This is a genomic window from Mesorhizobium oxytropidicola (assembly GCF_056174625.1).
In genome coordinates this window covers 3,897,293-3,918,071 of sequence record NZ_CM149692.1, presented here as the reverse complement: position 1 = coordinate 3,918,071, position 20,779 = coordinate 3,897,293, and the positions used below count along the sequence as shown (strand labels likewise).

14 protein-coding genes and 2 pseudogenes are annotated in these 20,779 nt (G+C 63.7%); 7 read left to right on the top strand and 9 right to left on the bottom strand.

The window, feature by feature from the left end:
* Nucleotides 1-6: 6 nt before the first annotated feature.
* Nucleotides 7-1,068 carry a hemin-degrading factor gene (locus tag AC0V8S_RS19525; RefSeq protein ID WP_475432860.1) on the bottom strand — a complete coding sequence of 354 codons (1,062 nt, stop codon included), beginning with the start codon at nucleotides 1,066-1,068 and terminating at the stop codon, nucleotides 7-9.
* A 22-nt stretch (nucleotides 1,069-1,090) separates the two neighbouring features.
* Nucleotides 1,091-1,300, bottom strand: coding sequence for a hemin uptake protein HemP (gene hemP / locus AC0V8S_RS19520; protein WP_027043821.1), 210 nt, complete (start codon nucleotides 1,298-1,300; stop codon nucleotides 1,091-1,093).
* 199 nt (nucleotides 1,301-1,499) lie between these two features.
* Between hemP and AC0V8S_RS19515 the strand changes: the two genes are divergently transcribed.
* The 4 genes from AC0V8S_RS19515 to hmuQ are packed head-to-tail and all read left to right on the top strand — an operon-like array spanning nucleotide 1,500 to nucleotide 5,618.
* Nucleotides 1,500-3,692 (top strand): TonB-dependent hemoglobin/transferrin/lactoferrin family receptor, encoded by a 2,193-nt coding sequence (locus AC0V8S_RS19515; RefSeq protein ID WP_475432859.1) that lies wholly within the window; start codon nucleotides 1,500-1,502, stop codon nucleotides 3,690-3,692.
* A gap of 5 nt (nucleotides 3,693-3,697) precedes the next feature.
* Complete coding sequence (locus AC0V8S_RS19510) at nucleotides 3,698-4,141, top strand: hypothetical protein (protein WP_475432858.1); 444 nt, start codon at nucleotides 3,698-3,700, stop codon at nucleotides 4,139-4,141.
* Nucleotides 4,057-5,250: an energy transducer TonB family protein gene (locus AC0V8S_RS19505; RefSeq protein WP_475432857.1), complete on the top strand. Its 1,194-nt coding sequence runs from the start codon at nucleotides 4,057-4,059 to the stop codon at nucleotides 5,248-5,250. Before AC0V8S_RS19510 ends, AC0V8S_RS19505 begins: the two co-directional genes overlap by 85 nt.
* A 53-nt stretch (nucleotides 5,251-5,303) precedes the next feature.
* On the top strand, nucleotides 5,304-5,618 hold the full coding sequence (gene hmuQ, locus AC0V8S_RS19500) for a heme-degrading protein HmuQ (RefSeq protein WP_475432856.1): 315 nt from the start codon (nucleotides 5,304-5,306) through the stop codon (nucleotides 5,616-5,618).
* Between the two features lie 43 nt (nucleotides 5,619-5,661).
* Here hmuQ and AC0V8S_RS19495 read toward each other — a convergent pair whose 3' ends face one another.
* Both AC0V8S_RS19495 and putA read right to left on the bottom strand, forming a co-directional pair.
* Nucleotides 5,662-6,762 carry a glycosyltransferase gene (locus AC0V8S_RS19495; RefSeq protein WP_475432855.1) on the bottom strand — a complete coding sequence of 367 codons (1,101 nt, stop codon included), beginning with the start codon at nucleotides 6,760-6,762 and terminating at the stop codon, nucleotides 5,662-5,664.
* 48 nt (nucleotides 6,763-6,810) lie between these two features.
* Complete coding sequence (putA, locus tag AC0V8S_RS19490; RefSeq protein ID WP_475432854.1) at nucleotides 6,811-10,419, bottom strand: bifunctional proline dehydrogenase/L-glutamate gamma-semialdehyde dehydrogenase PutA; 3,609 nt, start codon at nucleotides 10,417-10,419, stop codon at nucleotides 6,811-6,813.
* Nucleotides 10,420-10,583: 164 nt separating this feature from the next.
* Here putA and AC0V8S_RS19485 point away from each other — a divergent pair, with 164 nt between their 5' ends.
* Nucleotides 10,584-11,036, top strand: coding sequence for an Lrp/AsnC family transcriptional regulator (locus tag AC0V8S_RS19485; RefSeq protein WP_064988817.1), 453 nt, complete (start codon nucleotides 10,584-10,586; stop codon nucleotides 11,034-11,036).
* Nucleotides 11,037-11,092: 56 nt separating this feature from the next.
* On the opposite strand, the gene AC0V8S_RS19480 is transcribed toward AC0V8S_RS19485, so the two are convergent.
* Nucleotides 11,093-12,292, bottom strand: coding sequence for a cytochrome-c peroxidase (locus AC0V8S_RS19480; protein WP_183460352.1), 1,200 nt, complete (start codon nucleotides 12,290-12,292; stop codon nucleotides 11,093-11,095).
* Between the two features lie 7 nt (nucleotides 12,293-12,299).
* Complete coding sequence (locus AC0V8S_RS19475; protein WP_095200265.1) at nucleotides 12,300-12,749, bottom strand: FixH family protein; 450 nt, start codon at nucleotides 12,747-12,749, stop codon at nucleotides 12,300-12,302.
* A 150-nt stretch (nucleotides 12,750-12,899) separates the two neighbouring features.
* Between AC0V8S_RS19475 and AC0V8S_RS19470 the strand changes: the two are divergent.
* Nucleotides 12,900-13,819 (top strand): annotated as a pseudogene (locus AC0V8S_RS19470) (sugar kinase).
* Nucleotides 13,820-13,831: 12 nt separating this feature from the next.
* Here the strand turns inward: AC0V8S_RS19470 and AC0V8S_RS19465 are convergent.
* The 3 genes and pseudogenes from AC0V8S_RS19465 to AC0V8S_RS19455 form a co-directional block, all read right to left on the bottom strand.
* Nucleotides 13,832-14,854, bottom strand: a complete 1,023-nt coding sequence (locus AC0V8S_RS19465; protein ID WP_475432853.1) for an aldose epimerase family protein — start codon at nucleotides 14,852-14,854, stop codon at nucleotides 13,832-13,834.
* A gap of 89 nt (nucleotides 14,855-14,943) precedes the next feature.
* A pseudogene (locus tag AC0V8S_RS19460) lies at nucleotides 14,944-16,400 on the bottom strand (NAD-dependent succinate-semialdehyde dehydrogenase).
* Nucleotides 16,401-16,598: 198 nt separating this feature from the next.
* Nucleotides 16,599-17,549 (bottom strand): AEC family transporter, encoded by a 951-nt coding sequence (locus tag AC0V8S_RS19455; RefSeq protein ID WP_475432852.1) that lies wholly within the window; start codon nucleotides 17,547-17,549, stop codon nucleotides 16,599-16,601.
* 127 nt (nucleotides 17,550-17,676) lie between these two features.
* Between AC0V8S_RS19455 and AC0V8S_RS19450 the strand changes: the two genes are divergently transcribed.
* Nucleotides 17,677-20,697, top strand: a complete 3,021-nt coding sequence (locus AC0V8S_RS19450) for a caspase family protein (RefSeq protein WP_475432851.1) — start codon at nucleotides 17,677-17,679, stop codon at nucleotides 20,695-20,697.
* Nucleotides 20,698-20,779 lie beyond the last annotated feature (82 nt).

Here is a 20,779-nt window from a genome sequence, read left to right as displayed (position 1 = left end):
TTCTCCTCAGGCTGCCGTCGGGCTTGGGATGCGCGGCAGGTCCTCGGCCAGGAATCGCCAGTCGTCGCGCTCGCTTTCGCCTTCGTGGCGCTTGCCGAAGAACTGGATGATCATCTCGCCATTGGCGGCGTACACCTCGAGCGAGGTGACATGGCCGTCCTTGGTCGGCTTGCGCACCGCCCAGACTTCATGGATGTGGTCGGTGCGCAGGTGCAGGTGGAAGGTCTCGTCCAGCACGTTGATCCACGGCCCCATCGGCTTGATCGATTTGACCGGGCCGGAATGGATCTGGATGCAGCCGTGGTTGCCGACAAAGCACATGATCGGCATCTCGCCTTCGGCGGCGTGATGGAACATGGCGCGGACCGCGTCATTGTCGAGCAGCCAGGCATAGTCCGTTCCGACCATGCGCACCGCCTGACGGCGGCTGAGCTTCAAGGTCTTCAGCATGCCGAAGAACTGGTGCACGTCGGTCAGCCGGCTCCAACGGTCGCGCAGATCGTCGAGGTTGGCGGTCGTCGCCGTGGCCTCGCCCTCATCGTCTAAGGCTTGCCCGGAGATGGCGACCGTCGGCTCCTGGTTGGACGATTCCAGCGAGGCGACCAGCTTCTGGTAGGCATAGAGGCTGGAGGCCGGCCGCAGATGCACCTTGTGCACCGCCTCGCCCGCCGCATCGAAAAACTGCAGACTGCGGCGGATCTCGTCGCCGTCGCGCTTCTCCACGGCAAAGCCGTGAGCCCAGACTTTTGGGAAGATGCGCAGGTCGATATTCTCGCCAAGCACCATGGCATTGTGGTTGCCGGTGACGACCTTGTCATAGACGCCGATCTTCTCGTGCACGGCGCTTTCATTGCGGGTCAGCGCCATCACCTCGCCGACGGCCTCGAGGCCGGTCAGGAGATCGTTGACCCGTGGCTCGATGCGCACGACGCCGTCGCCGCAATGCGCGGCGACCAGTTCGGCTTCCGAAATACCGAGCTGGGCGGCCAGGTCACGCTCGCGCGCTTTCGGATTTTCCGTCCGTGCCCGCCGGATTTCATGCGGGGCGGGTTTTACGCGCTGGTCCATGTCTCGTCCCTACTGCCTTGCCTTACTTGTTGAGAATGAGCTTGCCCTGACGGGTGATCTTCAGCCGGTAGAGAGCGCCATGATGTTCGATGCCGATCTCATGCTCGCCCTGGAACAGCGTGTTGCTGGACAATGTTCTGACCGCCAGCGGAACCCGGTCGAAACGGGTGACGGGGGCTTCGTCGGAACGGCGGACGCGGTAGCGAAAGTCATTGGGATTGTGGGTGTTCATCTGGGTCGATCCCTTTCCTGTGCCGGGCGTCTGGCTAGGCGTTGCGAAGATCCGATTCATTTCTTGACTTGAATAATCATGTTTACTAGTCAGTGCAATACCGGATTAAATGAGTCAACATTTAACACGCCGGACACGATCAAAAATGCCAGCGAGCCACGGGCCAGCCAGCACGAAACCTGGAATCTGGAGTTGGGGCATGGGGTTGTTGGTAAACTGGGAATGGCGCGGCCGGTCGGCGGCGAGCGGTGTGGCGGCTTTGTTGGCAAGCGTGGCGGCGATCGCCCTGTCCGCGCCATCGGCGCATGCCCAACAAGCAACGCAACCGGCGGGCGAGCAGACGGATCAATCGAAGAAAGCTGACCAGTATAAAGCGACCTCCGCGGGTGCGACGCTGCTCGACAAGATCCTGGTGCTCAGCCGCACCGGCGAGACGGCGATCGAATCGCTGGCCTCGGCCAGCCATCTCGACAAGGAACAGCTCGACCGCCGCATGGCAACGACACCCAACGAAATGCTCTTCGGCGTGCCCGGGGTCGCAGCACAAGCCGACGCCAGGCGCGTCAGCACCAGCATCAACATACGCGGCCTGCAGGATTTCGGCCGCGTCGCGGTGATCGTCGACGGCGCGCGCCAGGATTTCCAGCGCTCCGACCACGGCACCCAGTCGACCTTCTACATCGATCCCGAGCTCATCAAATCCGTCGATGTGATCCGCGGTCCAGTCGCCAACACCTATGGCTCCGGCGCCATCGGCGGCGTCGTCTTCTTCGACACCAAGGACGCCGCAGACTTCCTCAAGCCGGAGGAAACGTGGGGCGCTTCGGTAACCGGACGCTACGAGAGCAATGGCAAGGGCTGGACCACAAGCGCCACCGGCGCCTACCGCGTCAACGAGAACTGGGACGTCTTGGGCAACATCGTCTACCGCAACTATGACGACTACAAGGATGGCGGCGGCGACACCGTCAACGGCACCGGCTTCGACGTGCTGAGCGGCCTGCTCAAGACCACCATCCGCCCGACCGACAACAGTGAATTGAAGCTGGGCTGGGTCGGCTCAAGCGACAGCTGGGACGAAACCAGCGGCGGTGTGCCGGTCAACGATGTCGACCTGAAGTCGAACACATTCACGGCGCGTTACAACGTCACTGACGAAGACAAGAGCTGGCTCGATCTCCACATCAACAACTCCTACAACAAGACCAATCTCGATCTGACCAGCCTCGTTCCGCAAAACCGCTTCGATCCGGTCACAGGTCTTCCGGTGGTGCTGCCAGCAGGCTCGACATCGACTTTCGATGTCGGCACGGCCGCAATCGACATCTGGAACACCTCACGATTCGAGACCGGTGGCGTTGCGCACGAATTGACCTATGGCGGCGACTGGGTGAATGACGACGTCAAGACTGGCGGCACCGCCGGTGGCGACAGTTTCTACACGCCGTCGGGCAAGCGGAATGTGTCCGGCGCCTATGTCCAGGATAAACTCACCTGGGATTGGCTCGAGGTGATCGCCGGGCTGCGTTACGACAGCTACAGCCTCAAGGATGACACCCACGATACATCGGGCGACCGGTTGTCGCCGCGCATCACAGTCGGCGTCTCGCCCTTCGACAACGCCAGCCTTGCCGGCTTGCAATTCTATGGCACTTACGCAGAGGGCTACCGTTCGCCCTCCCTCACGGAGACGCTGATCAGCGGCAACCATCCGGCAGGTGTCACCTTCCCATTCCTGCCCAATCCGAACCTGCGACCTGAGATCGGCAAGACGACCGAATTCGGCATCAATTACAAGCAGAACGATATATTGGAGGCTGGCGACGCGCTCCGCGTCAAGGCGGCATATTTCAACAATGACGTCGACGACTATATCGAAGGCGTGACATTGTCGCCGTTCGCTCCTGGCAGCGGTTGCCCGTTCGGCCCAGGCATTCCGATCTGCTATCAGTACCAGAATTTCGCCAAGGCCAAGATCCGCGGCTTTGAGTTTGAAAGCGTCTACGACGCCGGATGGGGCTATGCGGGACTTTCGGCCTCGATCACGAATGGCCACACCATTTCCTACAAGGGTGTGGAAGCCGATCTCGCCACTATCCCCTCTTCGCAGGTCACCGCCCAACTCGGCCTGCGCTTCCTCGAGGACAAGCTGACCGTCGGCGGCGAAGTGCAGTACAACGGCAAGCCGAAGGGCAATGCGGTGGCCGAGGACTACACGCTGGTCAATGCCTTCGCCAGCTATCAGGCGACCGACAATCTGAAGGTCGATTTCCGCGCCGACAATCTGTTCGACGTCAAATACGCCAATCCGCTCAACGGCAGCACGACAATCGCGGTCTATGAGCCAAGCATAACGTTGAAACTGGCGGCAACCATGCGGTTTGGAGGCTGATGATCATGACGAGCTTGACGACATCCCTTCGTCTGCTGACCTCGGCGTTTGCGGTGTCGCTGGCGATGGTTCCGGCGTGGGCTGAAGGGTCCGCGCCGGTACCCGCGCTGACCCTGGAACTCAATGCCGCGCAGCCTTCCGACAAGGGCTGCCGGCTGACCTTCCTGGTCAACAACAATCTTGGCGCCGACCTCTCCAAGGCGGCGTTCGAGATCGCGCTGTTCAACGCGGCCGGCGTCGTCGACCGGCTCACCGTGCTCGACTTCAAGGACTTGCCGGCAGGCAAGACCAAGGTGACGCGCTTTGATCTCGCCGGCACCGACTGCACCAAGGTCAGCCGTGTGCTGATCAACAGCGCGACCGAGTGTGCCGGCACCGGCGTCGAACCGGCCGCCTGCATGCGCAAGCTGAAGACGGACACCAAGACCGGCATCGCTTTCGGCGTCTGAGACCGGCGTTGGGACTGCATCCCGCATTCACAGGAAATGCCGTGGCCTGGCCTCTGGCCGGCTCCAGTCTGCTGCCGTGCGGGGCAAACGATCTTGATTTGACTTTTGCCCGCTGGTCGCTGCAATTTCCGGCCCGCGACATGCAGGAAATCAGCCCCCTCCCCGACGCTGGCAGCGAGCTGGCGATAGCGCCGGCCGAGCCGCTTGCAGTCGCACGGCCAGCGGCCCGTAACGGCAAATGGCCCGCTACCATCGTCGTCTCCGGCCTGCTCCATGGCGCTGCGGCGGCATTCTTTCTGATCTCGCCTTCCAGCCCATTCAATTCCAGGGATGCGGTGCAATCGGAAGGCAGCGATCAGATCGGAGACAAGGTGGCCGGCAGTGCGTTGGACAAGGATCCGGCGGCAATCAATGTCACGCTGGAGCCGAAACCGAGGCCACCGACAAAACCTTCGCAGCCTGAGCGGCAAGCTGTGAAGCAAGCTGCCGAACCCACCCAGGAAGCAGCCAAGCCTTTGCCGGAAGCTGTCAAACAGCCAGCGGTCACGCCGGACATACTGGTGGCGGCAACCCCGCGTCCTGATAACCAGAGCGTGGCTGCCAAGGCCGAAACGTCGGCAGAGCCGAGTGTCCAGGCTGAGAGCGCCCAGATGCCTGTCGCCATTCCCGAGCAACCACCGATCCCCAGTGCAAGGCCAACTCCGACAGCCGTCCCGGCAACTGCAAGCGAAGCATATGAGGAGCGCGGCACAGCGGACGGCAACGAAACCAAGGCGGCAATTGCGAGCAAGGGCCGAAAGCGAGCCGATACCGGGAACGCGGCGGCGTCCCGCTATAGCGGCGAGGTAGCCAGCAAGTTGGCTCGCGCCAATCGCCGCGTATCGAAATCTGCGCAGACGACAGCCCGCAACAACGCATTGGTGGCATTTGTCGTGCTGGCCAATGGAAACATTGCCGACCTGCAGCTTGCCAAAAGCTCAGGCTCGGCCGAACTCGATCAATTCGCTTTGGAACTGGTGCGAAAACAGGCACCGTTCCCGCCGATTCCTCCCGAGACCGGGCTGATGAGCTGGCGGTTCAAAGCGCCAATCGGCCCCTTCTCGCCTTGACCGATCAAGCAACCACCCAACATCAACGCTCGCGAATAGCCGAAAGGAACCCCATGTACATCGCCATGAACCGCTTCAAGGTGCAGAAAGGCTCGGAAGCCGATTTCGAGGCCGTGTGGAAGAACCGTGATTCCAGCCTTGCCGAGATGAAGGGTTTTCGGGAATTCCACCTGCTGCGCGGCCCGGTCAACGAGACCGAAGGCTACACGCTGTTTGCCTCACACACGGTGTGGGCGAGCCAGGATGATTTCGTCGCCTGGACCAAATCGGAAAACTTCCGCGCCGCGCACAGGAATGTCGGCACGACGAAGGTCCACTATCTCGGCCACCCGCAATTCGAGGGCTTTTCCGTCGTCGAGGGCGCCTGACGTGGCTTTGCCCGAGCAAATGCGAGAACCTCGGGCATCCTCGTCATGATCGCGTCGAACCGCGCCCACCCAGCCGACGCAGCCAGTGGCCAACATGCATGCGCAGCCACTGCCAGGGCCGTCCCCGGGTCAGGTATCGCATCAGCCGCGGATCATCGGCCAGCTCCCTGAACTGACGCACATGCTGCGTCAGGAATGCGGGTATGAAACTGCGCCCGTTGACATCACTGAGCCAGGCTGAATTCTCCAACACATAGTCGACGACATCCGCCGCCAATATGCTCTTGTGGGCTCGGTGGGCAGGCGTCTGCGGTACATGGCCGCCGGCAAAGGCAATGCCGGTGGAGGACATGTTCGACCCGTGCAGGCGATAGAGGCTGAGGCCTTCGGACAGGATGAGGCTGCCGCCGGCCAGATGCGCACATGTGACCGTCAGATAGTCCGCCCCCATCTTGGCCTTGAACGGGAAGGACAAGACCGGTTCCAGCGCGCCACGCCGGTACATGATCGCCGAGCATGGTGACCATAGCCAGCCGGTTGTCGCAGGCGCGAAATAAGTCATTGGATGCTCCGATGCGTAGGCAATCCCGGGCGCTATGCCGGCAAGCTGGCCACCAGGCGCGATGGCAACGCCATCGCCATCGGGCCCGGAGCGCGGTTTGCGCAAGGGAAGGAAAGTGCTGCTCAGCAAGGTGCCGCTGCCGTCGACCAGGAACACATCGGAGCTCGACAGCGCGGCCGAATATGTTGCGTTGAGGTGGGCGGACAGATGCGCCAGGAGAAAATCCGGCAGCCACGCATCGTCGGAATCGAGAAATACCACGAAAGGCGCGTCAGTCGCGGCAAAGCCATCGCGGAATCCCGAGATCTGCCCGCCATTTTGCGAACGCGCCAGCAGGCGCAGGCGCGGATCGTCTATGGCTGCCAGAAGCTGGCGGATATGGTCGGCCGAGCCGTCGGTCGAGGCGTCGTCGACAATGACGCAGTCCCAGTTCCGGTAGGTCTGGGCCAACACCGAGCGGATCGCCTGTTCGACGTAGGGCCGGTAATTGTAGCAGGTGATGACCACCGCCACGCGCGGCAGCTCAAACGGTGGGGACTTGTCTTCCATCTGATCGGTCGCCCCGCTCGAATTGCCGCCCATGCTTATCCCCGGCAACTCGACACAAGGCAAGCGAGGTGTGAATAGTCTTTATGCCGCAGCGAGCAGGCTGGCATTGCCGCCCGCGGCAGTCGTGTCGACGCAGACGGCCCGCTCATGCGCATAGGCGGCCGGGTTGAGCACCTCGCTGACCAGCGGCACGATCGGGCCAATCCGGTCGGCGATGACCTTGCGCACGATGCGCGCCGCCTCCGGCGTGCCGGAGAAAGCGACGACGTCGACGCGCAGCGAGCGCGCTTCGACCGGATCGGGGCGTCCGTCGATCGCAGCCAAAGGCAGTCCCTTGCCGGTCAATGCGGAGAGAGCCGCCGGTGCGCCCGGTGCCACGGCCAGCACCGCATTGCCGGCGGCGAGCGCCTGGATCGTCTGGGCAAGCAGCGTGTCGGCATCCGGCCCCAGGCACAGCACCCGGCCGCGCGGCGACAGCGACAGCGTGTTGGCCTCGCCGGTCGGTCCGGGCAGGTCGACCTGACCGAAATCGATTGCAGCGGCAGCGCCGATTGCCGCCGCGCCCTTGCCGCGCAGGTGCTTCCTCAGGATGGCGATCCGGTCCGGGCGGGTCGACCAGCCACCCAGCGTTGGATCGGGCAGATTGTCGGCCAATTCGGTCGCCGTCACCTTGTGGCCCTCGCCAACTTCCGTGCCAGCTTCCGGCCCCTTGCGGAAGCGGCGCAGATAATGCGGCCCGCCGGCCTTTGGCCCGGTGCCGGACAGACCCTCGCCGCCAAAGGGCTGCGAGCCGACAACGGCGCCGATCTGGTTGCGGTTGACATAGATGTTGCCGGCATGGATGCCATCGACGAAATGCTGGACGCGGCCTTCGATGCGGGTGTGCAGGCCGAAGGTCAGGCCATAGCCCTTGCGGTTGATGGCGGCGATCACCGCGTCGATTTCATCGGCGTCGAAGGTGGCGACATGCAGCACCGGCCCGAACACTTCGCGGTCCATCTCCTCGATGCCTTTGACCCGGAAGACATGCGGCGCGACGAAGCGGCCATCCTTTGGCGCCTCGAGCTTGGCGATCAGCCGGCCTTCGAGGCCCTTCTTCGTGCAATAGTCGCGGATCGAAGCCTGCGCCTCATCGTCGATGACCGGACCGACATCGGTCGAAATCCGCCAGGGATCGCCGATGTTGAGCGCTTCCATGGCGCCCTTCAGCATCTCCAGCATCTTCTTCTCGACATCCTTCTGCACATAGAGCACGCGCAGCGCCGAGCAGCGCTGGCCGGCACTCTGGAAGGCCGAGGCCAGGATGTCGCGCACCGCCTGCTCGGGCAGCGCGGTGGAATCGACGATCATGGCGTTGAGGCCGCCGGTCTCGGCGATCAGCATGGCGTCGGGTGCCGCGGTCTCGGCCAGTTGCTTTTCGATCAGCTTGGCGACCTCGGTCGAGCCGGTGAAGCAGACGCCGGCAATGCGCGGGTCAGCCGTCAGCGGCGCGCCCACCGAGGGGCCGTCGCCGGGCAGAAGCTGGATGATGTCTTCCGGCACGCCGGCCTCGCGCAGCAGTTCGACGGCGCGGAAGGCGATCAGCGGCGTCTGCTCGGCCGGCTTGGCGATCACCGAATTGCCGGTGACGAGTGCCGCCGCAATCTGGCCAGTGAAGATGGCGAGCGGAAAGTTCCACGGCGAAATGCAGACGATGGCGCCGCGCGCTTGCGTGCCTATCTCGGCGTTTGCCGCCTCGGCGGCGTAGTAGCGCAGGAAGTCGACGGCTTCGCGCACTTCCGCCACGCCGTCGGCCAACGATTTGCCAGCCTCGCGCGTGGCGAGCGCGAAGAACTCGACAGCATTGGCTTCGTAGAGATCGGCGGCACGGTTGAGGATGGCGGCGCGTTCGGCAACGGGGCGCTTTGCCCAGGCCGGTTGCGCTTCCACCGCGATGCGCACGGCGATCGCGACCTGCTTGGCGGACGCCTCGTGAACCGTGCCGACCACTTCATCGGGCTTGGCCGGATTGACGATCGGGCGCTGCTTGCCGTAGCCGGCGGCGCGCGTAATCGGCTTGGCATGCCAGCGATCCGGTCCGGCAAAGGCCGCCCTGGCCTTGTCGATCGCCGCCAGCGTCACCGTGTCGGTGATGTCAAAGCCTTTCGAATTGCGGCGGCCGATCCCGAAAATCTGAGACGGCCGGGCAATCGCCGGATTGGCGGCAGGGCCCTGGTCCTCGACGGTCTCCAGCGGATCGCGCGCGATATCCTCCGGCTCGACGTCCTCGTCGGTCAGCTGATGCACGAAGGAGGAATTGGCGCCGTTCTCGAGCAGCCGGCGCACCAGATAGGCCAGCAGGTCGGAATGCGCGCCGACCGGCGCATAGATGCGGCAGCGCGTGCCTTCGGCCTGGCGCACCGTCTCGTGCAGCGCCTCGCCCATGCCATGCAGACGCTGAAACTCGAAGGCATCGCGATTATCAGCCATAGACAGGATGGCGGCGACGGTGTGGGCGTTGTGGGTGGCGAACTGCGGGTAGATGCGGTCGGTCATGCCAAGCAGTTTTTTCGCGCAAGCCATATAGGACACGTCGGTGTTGGCCTTGCGGGTGAAGACTGGGTAGCCGTTGAGCCCGAGCGTCTGCGCCCGCTTGATCTCGGTGTCCCAATAGGCGCCCTTGACCAGCCGCACCATGATGGTGCGGTCGTACTTCTTGGCCAGCGCGTAGAGCCAGTCGATGACGAAGGCCGCGCGTGGCCCATACGCTTGCACCACCACACCAAAACCGTTCCAGCCGGCGAGCTCCGGCTCTGCCAGCACGCGTTCGATGACGTCGAGCGACAGATCGAGGCGATCGGCTTCCTCGGCGTCGATGTTGAGCCCCATGCGCGAATGCCGGGCGGCGAGCGCCAGCGACAGCAGCCGCTCGGCCATCACGGGCAGCATCTCCTCCTTCTGCGCCACCTCGTAGCGCGGATGCAGCGCCGAGAGCTTGACCGAGATGCCATGGTTCTGGCGGATGTCAGGGCCGTTGGAGCCGGAATCCAGCGAGGAAATCGCGTCGGCATAGGCCTTGTGGTAGCGCAATGCATCGGCCTCGGTGCGGGCCGCCTCGCCCAGCATGTCGAAGGAATAGAGATAGCCCTTCTGCGTCATCGGCCGGCCGCGCTTGACCGCCTCCGCGATGGTCCGGCCGAGCACGAACTGTTCGCCCATTTCGCGCATGGCGGCGGCCACCGCCTTGCGGATCACCGGCTCGCCCAGCCTGCGCACCATCGAGCGCAACGTGCCTTCGATACCGCCCTCGCCCTCGTCGAGGACACGGCCGGTCAGCATCAGCGCCCAGGTCGAGGCGTTGACGAAGATCGAGCTCGATCCGCCGGAATGGGCGGACCAGTCATGCGGCGCGATCTTGTCGGCGATGAGATCGTCCATCGTCTCGGTGTCGGGCACGCGCAGCAGCGCTTCGGCCAAGCACATCAGCGCCACACCCTCCTTGGTGGAGAGACCGTAGGCAGAGAGAAAAACTTCCATCAGCCTTGGATCGGACGATCCGCGCACCGCCCGTACCAGATCGGCGGCGCGCGCCGAGATCGCATCGCGATCCCCAGCCGAAAGCCCTGTCGCCTCGGCCAGCCGCTTCACGGCCTCGTCTTCGTCGGGAAGATAATTGGCGCGGATCTGCTGGCGGATGGTGTCGAGCGGCATGGCGGGTCCTGTGGAGCAAGCATCAGGGAGCGGGCCGGCGGTCACCGGACCGAATGGCGCAAGCTAGCACAGGTGCAGATTTTGGTCGGTCCAAAGAAATCGACTTCGTAGGTCATTCGATCTATCATCACGCCTGAAATATCAGCATATGGACTGCACTTTCGATGACAGAAGACCAATTGGACCGCATCGACCGGAACATACTGTCGGCGCTGGCAAGCAATGGCCGGCTTTCGATGTCGGAACTGGCGGCAAAGGTCGGTCTGTCGAAGACACCGGTGCAGGCGCGGGTGAAGCGGCTGGAGAAGGATGGCTATATCAGGGGCTATCAGGCAATCATCGACCGCGAGCGCATGGGCGAAGGCCATGTCGCCTTCGTCCAGGTGAAATTGTCCGACACCCGTTCCGCCGCTCTCGACGCCTTCAACCGGTCGGTGCAGGCTGTGCCGGAGATCGAACAGTGCCACATGATGGCGTCGAGCTTCGACTATCTGCTGAAGGTGCGCACCCGGGATATCGCCGCCTACCGCCGCGTGCTCGGCGAGCGCATCTCGGCCCTCCCCCATGTCGCTCAGACCTCGACCTTTGTGGCGATGGAAACGGTGAAGGATCGATGACCATGATCCCGAAAAGTGGAGGCCGGTTTTCGGACAAGATCATGGTCAACAAGAGCCTACTCCGACAGCGTCTTCAGGAACGCCACCAGCGCAGCGCGTTCACGGTCTGAAAGCTGCAGCGGATGGATCTCGGTTGTCCCCTCCACACTGGGTGCCGCCTTGGCGTAATGCGCCACCACTTCGTCGAGCGACGAAAACTGCCCGGCATGCATGTAGGGCGGCCGCGTGGCCGCGCCGCGCAGCGACGGCGTCTTATAGGCGCGGATCAGTTGCGGCGCATCCTTGACCATGAAGCGCAATTCGCCACAGGCGGCGACGTCGCCATCGCGATAGGCGCCGAAACAGTTGAACGGATCGGCTTGGACCTGTGCCACCGCATCGATGCGGCCACGATCCGGCGGCAGGTCCGCGACGGGCGGTACGCCGGTGTTGTGAAAGCTGTTGTCGGTAAAGCGCGGGCCGTTGTGGCAGGTCACGCAATTGGCCTTGCCGATGAACAGTTTCAGCCCGAGGATTTCTTCCCGCGTAAAGACCGCGTCGCCCTTTGGTTCGGCGCCGGTGGCAAGGTCCAGCGCAAAGCGGTCGAAGCGCGTCTGCGCCGGCTCGATCGAACGTTCGAAGGCGGCGATCGCCTTGCCGATATTGGCATAGACGCGGTTGATGGCGTCGCGCTGCGCATCGCTCATCGCGTTCCACGCAGCCCTTTCGACCTCGTTTCCGAGCGGGCTGGCTTTCAGCGGCATGCCGGAAAGGTCGGGCAGCGGCCCGAAAATGCGCTCATAGCGCTCGCCGAAGCGCGCCTTGATGTAGTGCGCGTAAGCCGCGCGGTTTCCCGCCTGCTCTAGCGGGTTTTCCAGCGGCGTCAGCGCTTGCGCCCACAGGCTGTCGCGGCGGCCGTCCCAGAAGAACCAGGGGTCGCGCGCCACGCCGGCCAGCGGCATGGTGCGCCGATTGGTGCGGCCGACGCCGACGGCTTGCGGCAGGTCGTCCTGGAACTGGCGGTCGATCTTGTGGCAGGTCGAGCACGACACCGTGCCGTCGCGGCTCATACCGAGATCGAAGAACAGCGTCGAGCCAAGCGCGGCTGCCGCCGGCACGTCGGCGAAGCGGTTGGTGGTGTCGGGCTTCAACGACGGCAGCGTGTTCAGCGCCAGCGAGGCGATGGTCTTCTTCTCGGCGTCGGAAAAATCCGGCTTGCCGCAGCCGACGAGGATGACGGCGACCATCAGCGCCAGAAAGCAGAAAAGGCGCTTCATCGATTGCTCATAGCACCACGTTGAACAGCACCGTGTCGGAGCCGGCGCCGGACGAGATGGCGAACCGAAGTTGCCACCAGCCGCTCATGGTGAATTTCAGCCCCTCGATGCGGTAACGGCCCTCGCCCAGGTAATCGGTCACCTGCGGGCTGGTCGGCAGGCCGTGATTGTGTTGCGGCATGCCACCGGAGATGGCGATCGCGGCTCGCTCCACCGAAGCCCCTGTCTTTGTTTTCAGCGTCAGCAGCCAGGATTCCAGTTCGCCCTGCCGCACCACGCCCCGTTCCGGTACGAAGCTCGCCATGTACAGCCCGTTGTCGGTTTTCTTCGTGCGCGAGACATCCGGGCCAGCAAGCTGCGCGCTTTGCGGCGCCGTCAGATAGACGACCGCGAGAACGCCGACTAGCAGCGCAGCCAGACCAAGACCCGCCAAGAGATAACGCCATATCGATGCCAAACCGGTTCCTCTTCTGCGGACAACGCTCTGCCGGGTGGATCGCGTCCCGCCAGCCTGTGGGAAAACGCTGTGGCTGAAAAACCCGTCTTGCCAACCATGGCGCTGCCGCCGGCAAAAAGCTACAGCACCGAAATCACTGGAGGATTGCAGATGGCGGGAAACGGCGTCGCCTCGATCGGCGAATGCATGCTCGAACTGTCGGGCCAGACCGGCCCGAACTGGCGCATGGGTTTTGCCGGCGACACGTTCAACACGCTGTGGGCGCTGCATGCGCTGAGCGGTGACCGTCCGGCGACCTATGTCTCGGCCTTCGGCGACGACCCCTTCTCACAAGGCCAGATTGGCTTCTTCGCCGAAAACGGCATCGGCGTCGGTTCCAGTCCGGTGATAGCGGGCGCGCGCCCCGGCCTCTACGCGATCACGCTGACCGGTGCCGAGCGCTCCTTCACCTACTGGCGCGGAGACGCCGCCGCGCGGCAGCTTGCCTCGGATTCCGTCGCACTGTCGAAAAACCTTGAAAATCAGGCGCTTGTGTACTTTTCCGGAATCACTTTGGCAATTCTGGACGATGCCGCGCGCAAAACGTTGTTGGCGGCTGTGGCCAAGGCAAGGGCGGCGGGCTCGCTGATCGCCTTCGATCCCAATTACCGGCCACGGCTCTGGCGTCGGCGCGAGGACGCGCAGGCGGCGATCGTCGAGGCACTCGCCGTCACCGACATCGCGCTGCCGACCTTTCCCGACGAGCAGATGCTGTTTGGGGATGAGACGCCGCAGGCAACAGCTGACCGCCTTGGGCAAGTGGTCAAGAAGTCGTCGTGAAGAATGGCGAACAGCCGGCGCTGATTGCCGAGAGCGGAACATTGCACGACGTGCCGGCGATCCATGTCGCGGCCCCCGTCGACACCACCGGCGCCGGCGATTCTTTCAATGGCGGCTATCTCGCAGCGCGTCTTGCCGGCCATGACCCGCGGGAAGCGGCAAGCCGGGCCCATCGCGTCGCCGCCGCCGTGGTGCAGGTTCGCGGCGCGCTGGCGCCGTTCGAGACGCTACGGGCGGCGTTCGAAAACTAGCCGCCTGGAAAACTATGGGAGGCGGAAACGATATTCCGTCACATGGTGATAGATCGCGCCCGGCCACAGCGTGGCCTGCGGAAAATACGGCCGGTTTGGTGCATCCGGCCATATTTGCGGCTCCAGGCAGAAGCCTGAAAACGCCTTGTAGTTCCGCCCTTCCAGCCCCTTGCGCGGCGTCACATACTGGCCGGTATAGAGCTGGACGCCGGGCTCCGTGGTCCAGACCTCCATCTCGACGCCGGAAGTCGCCCCTTGCGTCCATGCCGCTTGCCGAAGCGGCCCGCGCGTCGAAGCAAGGCAGAAGTTCTGGTCATAGGGCAGCTGCTCGCCCTCGGTCTCCATGCGAAGTGGCCGCGCCTGGCGGAAATCGAAGGGCGTGCCGTCGACCGGCTTGACCACGCCGGTCGGGATCATATCGCTATCGACTGGCAAATAGGCGCCGGCATTCAGCATCATCCTGTGGTCGAGAATGTCGCCGGCGCCGCCATCATCGAGGTTGAAATAGGAATGCTGGGTGAGATTGCACAGCGTCGGCTCCTCGCAGGTCGCCGTCAGCTCGACGCTGAGCGTGCCGGGGATCTTCAGCCGATAAGTGCAGGTGACGTCGAGCGCGCCGGGAAAGCCCATCGCGCCGTCGGGATCGTGCAGCGTCAGCGTGACGAAGTCCCTGCCATGCAGCGAAACCGCCCACGGCCGGTGCGAATAGCCTTGCGAACCACCATGCAGCGTATGCTTGCCGAGGAAATTTTGCTCGGTCTGGTAGCGGTGGCCGGCGATGGTGAAGCGGCCGTCGCGGATGCGGTTGGCATAGCGGCCGACCACCGCGCCGAAGAAGGCGTTGTCGGCCTCATAGGCTTGCAAAGTGTCGTAGCCTAACACCAGCGGCGCATCATGGCCGGTCAGGTGCAAATCCTGGATGATGGCGCCGAGGCCGATGATGTTGGCGGCGAGACCGCCGCCCCTGATGGTGAAGCGGCGCACTGGCTCACCCGCCTGCGTCGTGCCGAAAACCTCGCCGTCCTTCATCGTCATGCCCGCAAACGCCAGTTAGTTCAGAAGATCTCGGCTGGTTCTCGCCCCAGGGTCGGCTGGCCTGGCCCGCCGACCCTGGGAATAAGGTATCAGAGGCCGAGGCCGCCGATACAGACATATTTGGTATCGAGGTAGTCCTCGATGCCCTGATGTCCGCCTTCCTTGCCAAGGCCGGATTCCTTGACGCCGCCGAACGGCGCTTCCGGCGTGGTGATGAGGCCTTCATTGACGCCGACCATGCCGTATTTCAGCCCTTCCATGACACGGAAGGCGCGGCCGAGATCGCCGGTGTAGAAATAGCAGGCGAGACCGAATTCGGTGTCATTGGCGAGCGCGATGGCTTCCGCTTCGGTCTCGAACTTGAACACCGGTGCAACCGGGCCAAAATCTCTTCCTTCATGAAGCGCATCTTGGGCGTGGCGTCGGCGATCACCGTCGGCTGGAAGAACGAACCGCCCAGCGCATGGCGCTTGCCGCCGGCGACGATCTTGCCGCCCTTCGAGGTTGCGTCGGCGATCAGCTCCTCGACCTTCTCGACCGCCTTCTCGTCGATCAGCGGCCCCTGCTGAACGCCTTCCTCGAGGCCGGAACCGACCTTAAGCCCGTTGCTGGCCGCGGCCAGCTTCTCGACGAACTTGTCGTAGACGCCGGCCTGAACCAGGAAGCGGTTGGTGCAGACGCAGGTCTGGCCGGAGTTGCGGTACTTGGCGGTGATCGCGCCGGCGACGGCCCGCTCAATGTCGGCGTCGTCGAAGACGATGAACGGCGCGTTGCCGCCGAGTTCCATCGACACCTTCTTCACGGTGACCGACGACTTCTGGATGAGCAGCTTGCCGACCTCGGTCGATCCGGTGAAAGTGATCTTCGACACCAGGGGGTTGGCGCAGATTTCGTCGCCGATCTCGCTGGCCGAACCGGTCAGGATGTTGACGACGCCCTTGGGGAAGCCGACTTCCTCGGCCAGCGCACCCCATGCGAGACCGGAGTAAGGCGTCTGCGAAGCCGGCTTGACCACGGCGGTGCAACCGGCGGCGAGTGCGGGACCGAGCTTGCGGGCCAGCATCGAGGACGGGAAATTCCAAGGCGTGATGGCGGCGATGACGCCGACCGGCTCCTTGGTCACCAGAATGCGGCGGTCCGCCCATGGCGAGGGCACGACGTCGCCATAGGTGCGGCGGCCCTCCTCGGCAAACCAAAGGATGTAGGCCGCGGCCGAGCCGATCTCGCCCTTCGATTCAAACAGCGACTTGCCCTGCTCGATGGTCAAGAGCTCGGCCAGCACGTCCTGATTGTCCATCATCGCGTCATGCAGCTTGCGCAGCAGCTTCGAGCGCTCGAGCGCGGTCGTCTTGCGCCAGGTCTTGAAGGCGGCGTCCGCGGCTTCGATGGCGCGGCGGGTCTCCGCCTTACCCGACTTCGGCACGGTGCCGATCTTCAGGCCGGTAGCGGGGTTGTTGACGTCGACCGTCAGGCCGCTGTCTGCCTGCACCCATTCGCCGTTAATGAGATTGGCCTGCCGCATGAAATGGCTGGTTTTCTGAAGCATGGTCTATCCTCCGTTCGGCGCACTGACGGGCCGGTCTGTGAAATCTTCGGTGAGCGTGCGCCATGATTGAAGCCGGCACGCCGGAGCCACTGCTCTTTACCTAGGGCAAGGCCCGCAAGCAATCGCAAGATGGCATATAGGGGTTGGGCCAGCCCAAGGCTAGTCCTTCACATGTGAATTAGTTTAAAAAGCTGAGACCTAACCAAAGACATGAACCACCACCGTCAGCCAGAAAGCCGTGGTGACGGCGGCGCAGGCGGTGGCGATGGTCATCTGGTTCGATGCCAGCGCCTGGCCGGTGTTGAACTGCACGGCGATCAGATAGGAATTGATGCCTGACGGCAGCGCCGCGACCACGACCGCCACCTTGGCGGTCATCGGTGGCAGGCCGAGCAGCCAGACGAAGGCAAGAACCAGCGCCGGCATCAGGAACAGTTTCAGCACCGAAAGCGCCAGCGCCGGGCGGACATTGCCGGAAACGCCTAAGCGGCGCAGGCTGAGCCCCATGGCAAACAGTGCCACCGGCCCGGCCGTGTCGGCCAGCGCATCGACCAGCCGCATGACGAGGTCGGGCAGCGGCACGCCGCTCAGCCGCCACGCCAGCCCGAGCAGAATGCCGATAATCAGCGGGTTGATGAACAGCCGCCGCAGGAAGCTGCGCAGCACGCGCAGCGGATGCACATGTTCGCCACTGCCGCGGCCGAACATCTCGAACAGCACGATCGAGGCCATCATCATCACAGGCAGATGCACGGAGACCAGCAGCGACAGCACTTCGAAACCGCTCGGGCCGAATATGCCAAGGATGAAGGGAGCGCCGAGCAGCACCACATTGGAATAGGCCGACGACACGCCGCCGACGACCCCGGCGCGCGCATCGCGCCCGAAGATCCGCGTGGTGACGATATGGCCGGCGGCCCAGGTGATCGCCACCGCCGTGAAATAGGCTCCCCACAACGGCCATGGCGCGACGCCGTGGAAATCGGCGTTCACCATCGTCTGAAACAGAAGCAGCGGCATCGCCACCGAGACCGCGAAATCCGATATCCCTTCGCCGCTCGCCGGCCTGAGATAGCCTGTGAACCCGGCGAGATAGCCGAGCGCAACCAGGCTGAAGACGAATAGGACGGTTTCTGTAAGCGGAGACATTTTTCAGGGATAGGCGAGCCACGCGCGCGGCGCAATCACGCCCGATTTTGATCATGCCCAAATTTGATCATGCTACACTGGCAGCGTTATAGAGGGTTTGGAGTATCAGGGCGGACACCAGCGACAAATGACCTTTGTCGAAACCTCAGGACGCAATTTTCTAGCGCGGATGTGGCTGACGGCCTTCGTCGCCGCGCTGTTTTGTCTTGCCGCGACGGCGCTTGCATTTGCCGAGACGAAGAGCCTCAAGGGCGTGGCGCTGATCATCGGCCAGTCGAACTACCTGCACATCGCTGCCCTGCCCAACCCTGCCAATGACGCCCGCGACATGGCCAAGATGCTGACCGACCTCGGCTTCGACGCCCGCAACGTCACCGATCGCGATGCCGCCAAGCTGAAGCGTGACCTCGAGCGCTTCGTCGAGGATGCCGAGGGCGCCGACGTCGCCTTCATCTATTACTCCGGCCACGGCATCGAAGCCGGCGGCGAGAACTATCTGGTTCCGGTCGACGCCGACGTCTCGTCGCTCAAGGACGCAGGCCAGGCCCTGGTGCCGATTTCCTCGGTCATGGACGAATTGAAGAAGACCGTGCCGGTGACGATCGTGCTGCTCGATGCCTGCCGCACCAATCCGTTCCCGGCGGACGCCGTGGTGCGCCGGGCTCCGACCGCTTCCGCCGAGCCGATCGGTGCCGGCGGGCTGGAACCGGTGCGTGGCGCCAAGACCCTCGCCAATGCGTCGGCGCAAGATGCGAGCCTCGGCACGGTGGTCGGTTTCGCCGCCGAACCGGGTCGCCCGGCGCTCGATGGCGCGGCCGGCGAAAACAGCCCTTACGCCGCCGCCCTGCTGCGCCACCTCGCGGCGATGAAAGGCACGGAGTTCGGCTCCGTCATGCGCATGGTAACCGAGGAAGTCTATCTCGACACCAAGGCCAAGCAGCGCCCCTGGGTCAATGAAAGCCTGCGCCGGCTGCTCTATTTCGGCGTCGCGCCGCCGGAGCCGACCGGTGATGACGGGCTGATCACGGGCGAGAGGCGGCAGTTGCTCTTGACCATTTCCGACCTGCCCGATCCGAAGCGGGCGCAGGTGGAACTGGCCTCGCTGCAGGATGGCGTGCCGCTCGACGCGCTCTATGGCGTGCTGAGGGCGCTCGGTACGGACAAGATCCCCGAGGATCCGACCGACCTTCAGAAGGTGCTTGGCGCCCAGGCCGAGCGCCTGAAGAAAATGATGTCGGAACGAGCCGCACTGCGCACCGACGATCCCGAGATCAAGCGCCTGGTCGCCTCCGCCGACAAGGCGATCGGCCAGGGCGCCATAGTGACGGCACGCAAATTCCTCGATGACGCCGTCGGCAGGGTCGAGCAGAACAGCGGTGCCGTTGACAACGCCGAGGAAATGGTCAGGCAAAAACGCATCGCCGACGCCTCGATCTATGCCAAACGCGCCGATGCCGCCGCATTGGTCTTCGACTACAAATCCGCCGCCAACGACTACGCCAAGTCCTTCTCGCTGGTCGAGAAATGGGACGACAAGCTGCGCTGGAATTACAAGAACCAGGAAGCCGAGGCGCTCAACGCCCACGGCTACGCCACCGGCGATCTTGATGCACTCCAGCGCGCGATCGAAGCCTATCATGTCATCCTGAACTTCATTCCCAATGGCGAGCAGAACAGAGACTGGGCGATCACCCGCAACAACATGGCGGTGGTGCTGCAGACCATCGGCGAGCGCGAGACCGAGACGGCGCATTTAGAAGAAGCCGCGCAGATCTTCCGCGATTCGCTTGTCGTCTTCGAGCGCGAGAAGGACGACCCCAATTGGGCGGCCGCGCAGAACAATCTCGCCAATGTGCTCTTGAAGATCGGCGAACGCGAGAGCGATCCGAAGCGCCTCGATGAGGCGGTGGCGGCGATGCGCGCCGCGCTGGAAAAGCGCCCGCGCGACAAGCTACCGCTCGACTGGGCCGCGTCGCAGAACAATCTCGGCCTGGTGCTCTATGCGCTTTCCGAGCGGGAACCCGCCGGCGAGCATCTGAAGGACGCGGAAGCTGCCTACCGGCTGGCTCTCGAGGAATACACGCGCGAAAAAGCCCCGGTGGAATGGGCGATGGTCGAGAACAATCTCGGCAACACGCTGGTGACGCTTGGCATCCAGCTCAACGACAAGGCCAAGATCAACGACGCGGCCGATGCCTTCCGCGCCGCGCTGAAAGTGCGAACCCGCGAGACCTTCCCGGTTTCCTGGGCAACCAGCCGGCTCAACCTCGGCAACGCGCTGAGTGGTGTCGCCCGCTTCGACCTGGGCACGGACACGCTCGAAGAGGCCGCCGCGGCCTATGACGACGCGCTGACGGTGTTTACCCGCCAGCGCTTCCCGATGGACTGGGCGTCCGCCCAGAACAATCTCGGTTCGATCTACCAGACGCTTGGCCAGCGGACCCGCGATGCGGCCAGGCTCGAACAGTCGGTGGCAGCGTTCCAGGCGGCTCGGCAGGTCTATGTCAGGCGGAAATTCCCGCTCGACTGGGCCATGTGCTATTACAATCTCGGCAACACGCTGCAGCTGCTGGGCGGCGTGACGGACAAGCCCGAGCATTACAGCGAGGCGGTCGACGCCTACGGCAATGCGTTGCGCGAGTACAAGCGCGAGACAAATCCGCGACAATGGGCGCTGGCCCAGGCCGGTCTCGGTTCGACGCTGCACTGGCTGAGCATGAGCAATGCCGATCCCAAGATCCTGCGGGATTCGATCGCCGCGCGGCGGGCAGCACTGGAAGTGCTGACCATCGAGACGGCACCGGTCGACTGGGCCAACGCTCAAAATGGCATCGGCATGAGCCTGCTCAATCTCGGCAATATCGAACGGACCGGCAAATATCTCGACGAGGCCGAGGCGGCTTTCACGGCGACGCTGAAAGTGTTCACCAGGGAGAGCCAGCCCCTGCAATGGGCCTTCGAACAGAACAATCTCGGCGACATCCACTGGAACCGCGCCAGCTATGGCGGCGGCAAGGCCGAGTATCTCAAGGCCATCGAGTTCTTCGAGAACGCCAAGCAGGGTTTTACCGAGGCCGGCTACACCATCCCCATCCCGCTGACCGACCAGAAGATCGATCTGGTGAAAAAGCAAATCGCCAAAAAGTGAGGCTGGGACATCTGCAACGCCCGCTTGTCTTTGTGCCGGCGTTCCGATCCCTATATGCGAATCGCCGGAACCGATGTCGGCT

What these genes read in the sequence shown, in the direction of transcription:
- AC0V8S_RS19480 (WP_183460352.1), bottom strand. Translation starts at nt 12,292, where the DNA reads ATGAAGCGCCTTTTCTGCTTTCTGGCGCTGATGGTCGCCGTCATCCTC.
- putA (WP_475432854.1), bottom strand. Translation starts at nt 10,419, where the DNA reads ATGCCGCTCGACACCATCCGCCAGCAGATCCGCGCCAATTATCTTCCC.
- AC0V8S_RS19495 (WP_475432855.1), bottom strand. Translation starts at nt 6,762, where the DNA reads ATGGGCGGCAATTCGAGCGGGGCGACCGATCAGATGGAAGACAAGTCC.
- hmuQ (WP_475432856.1), top strand. Translation starts at nt 5,304, where the DNA reads ATGTACATCGCCATGAACCGCTTCAAGGTGCAGAAAGGCTCGGAAGCC.
- AC0V8S_RS19455 (WP_475432852.1), bottom strand. Translation starts at nt 17,549, where the DNA reads ATGTCTCCGCTTACAGAAACCGTCCTATTCGTCTTCAGCCTGGTTGCG.
- AC0V8S_RS19485 (WP_064988817.1), top strand. Translation starts at nt 10,584, where the DNA reads ATGACAGAAGACCAATTGGACCGCATCGACCGGAACATACTGTCGGCG.
- AC0V8S_RS19510 (WP_475432858.1), top strand. Translation starts at nt 3,698, where the DNA reads ATGACGAGCTTGACGACATCCCTTCGTCTGCTGACCTCGGCGTTTGCG.
- AC0V8S_RS19525 (WP_475432860.1), bottom strand. Translation starts at nt 1,068, where the DNA reads ATGGACCAGCGCGTAAAACCCGCCCCGCATGAAATCCGGCGGGCACGG.
- AC0V8S_RS19450 (WP_475432851.1), top strand. Translation starts at nt 17,677, where the DNA reads ATGACCTTTGTCGAAACCTCAGGACGCAATTTTCTAGCGCGGATGTGG.
- AC0V8S_RS19515 (WP_475432859.1), top strand. Translation starts at nt 1,500, where the DNA reads ATGGGGTTGTTGGTAAACTGGGAATGGCGCGGCCGGTCGGCGGCGAGC.
- hemP (WP_027043821.1), bottom strand. Translation starts at nt 1,300, where the DNA reads ATGAACACCCACAATCCCAATGACTTTCGCTACCGCGTCCGCCGTTCC.
- AC0V8S_RS19465 (WP_475432853.1), bottom strand. Translation starts at nt 14,854, where the DNA reads ATGACGATGAAGGACGGCGAGGTTTTCGGCACGACGCAGGCGGGTGAG.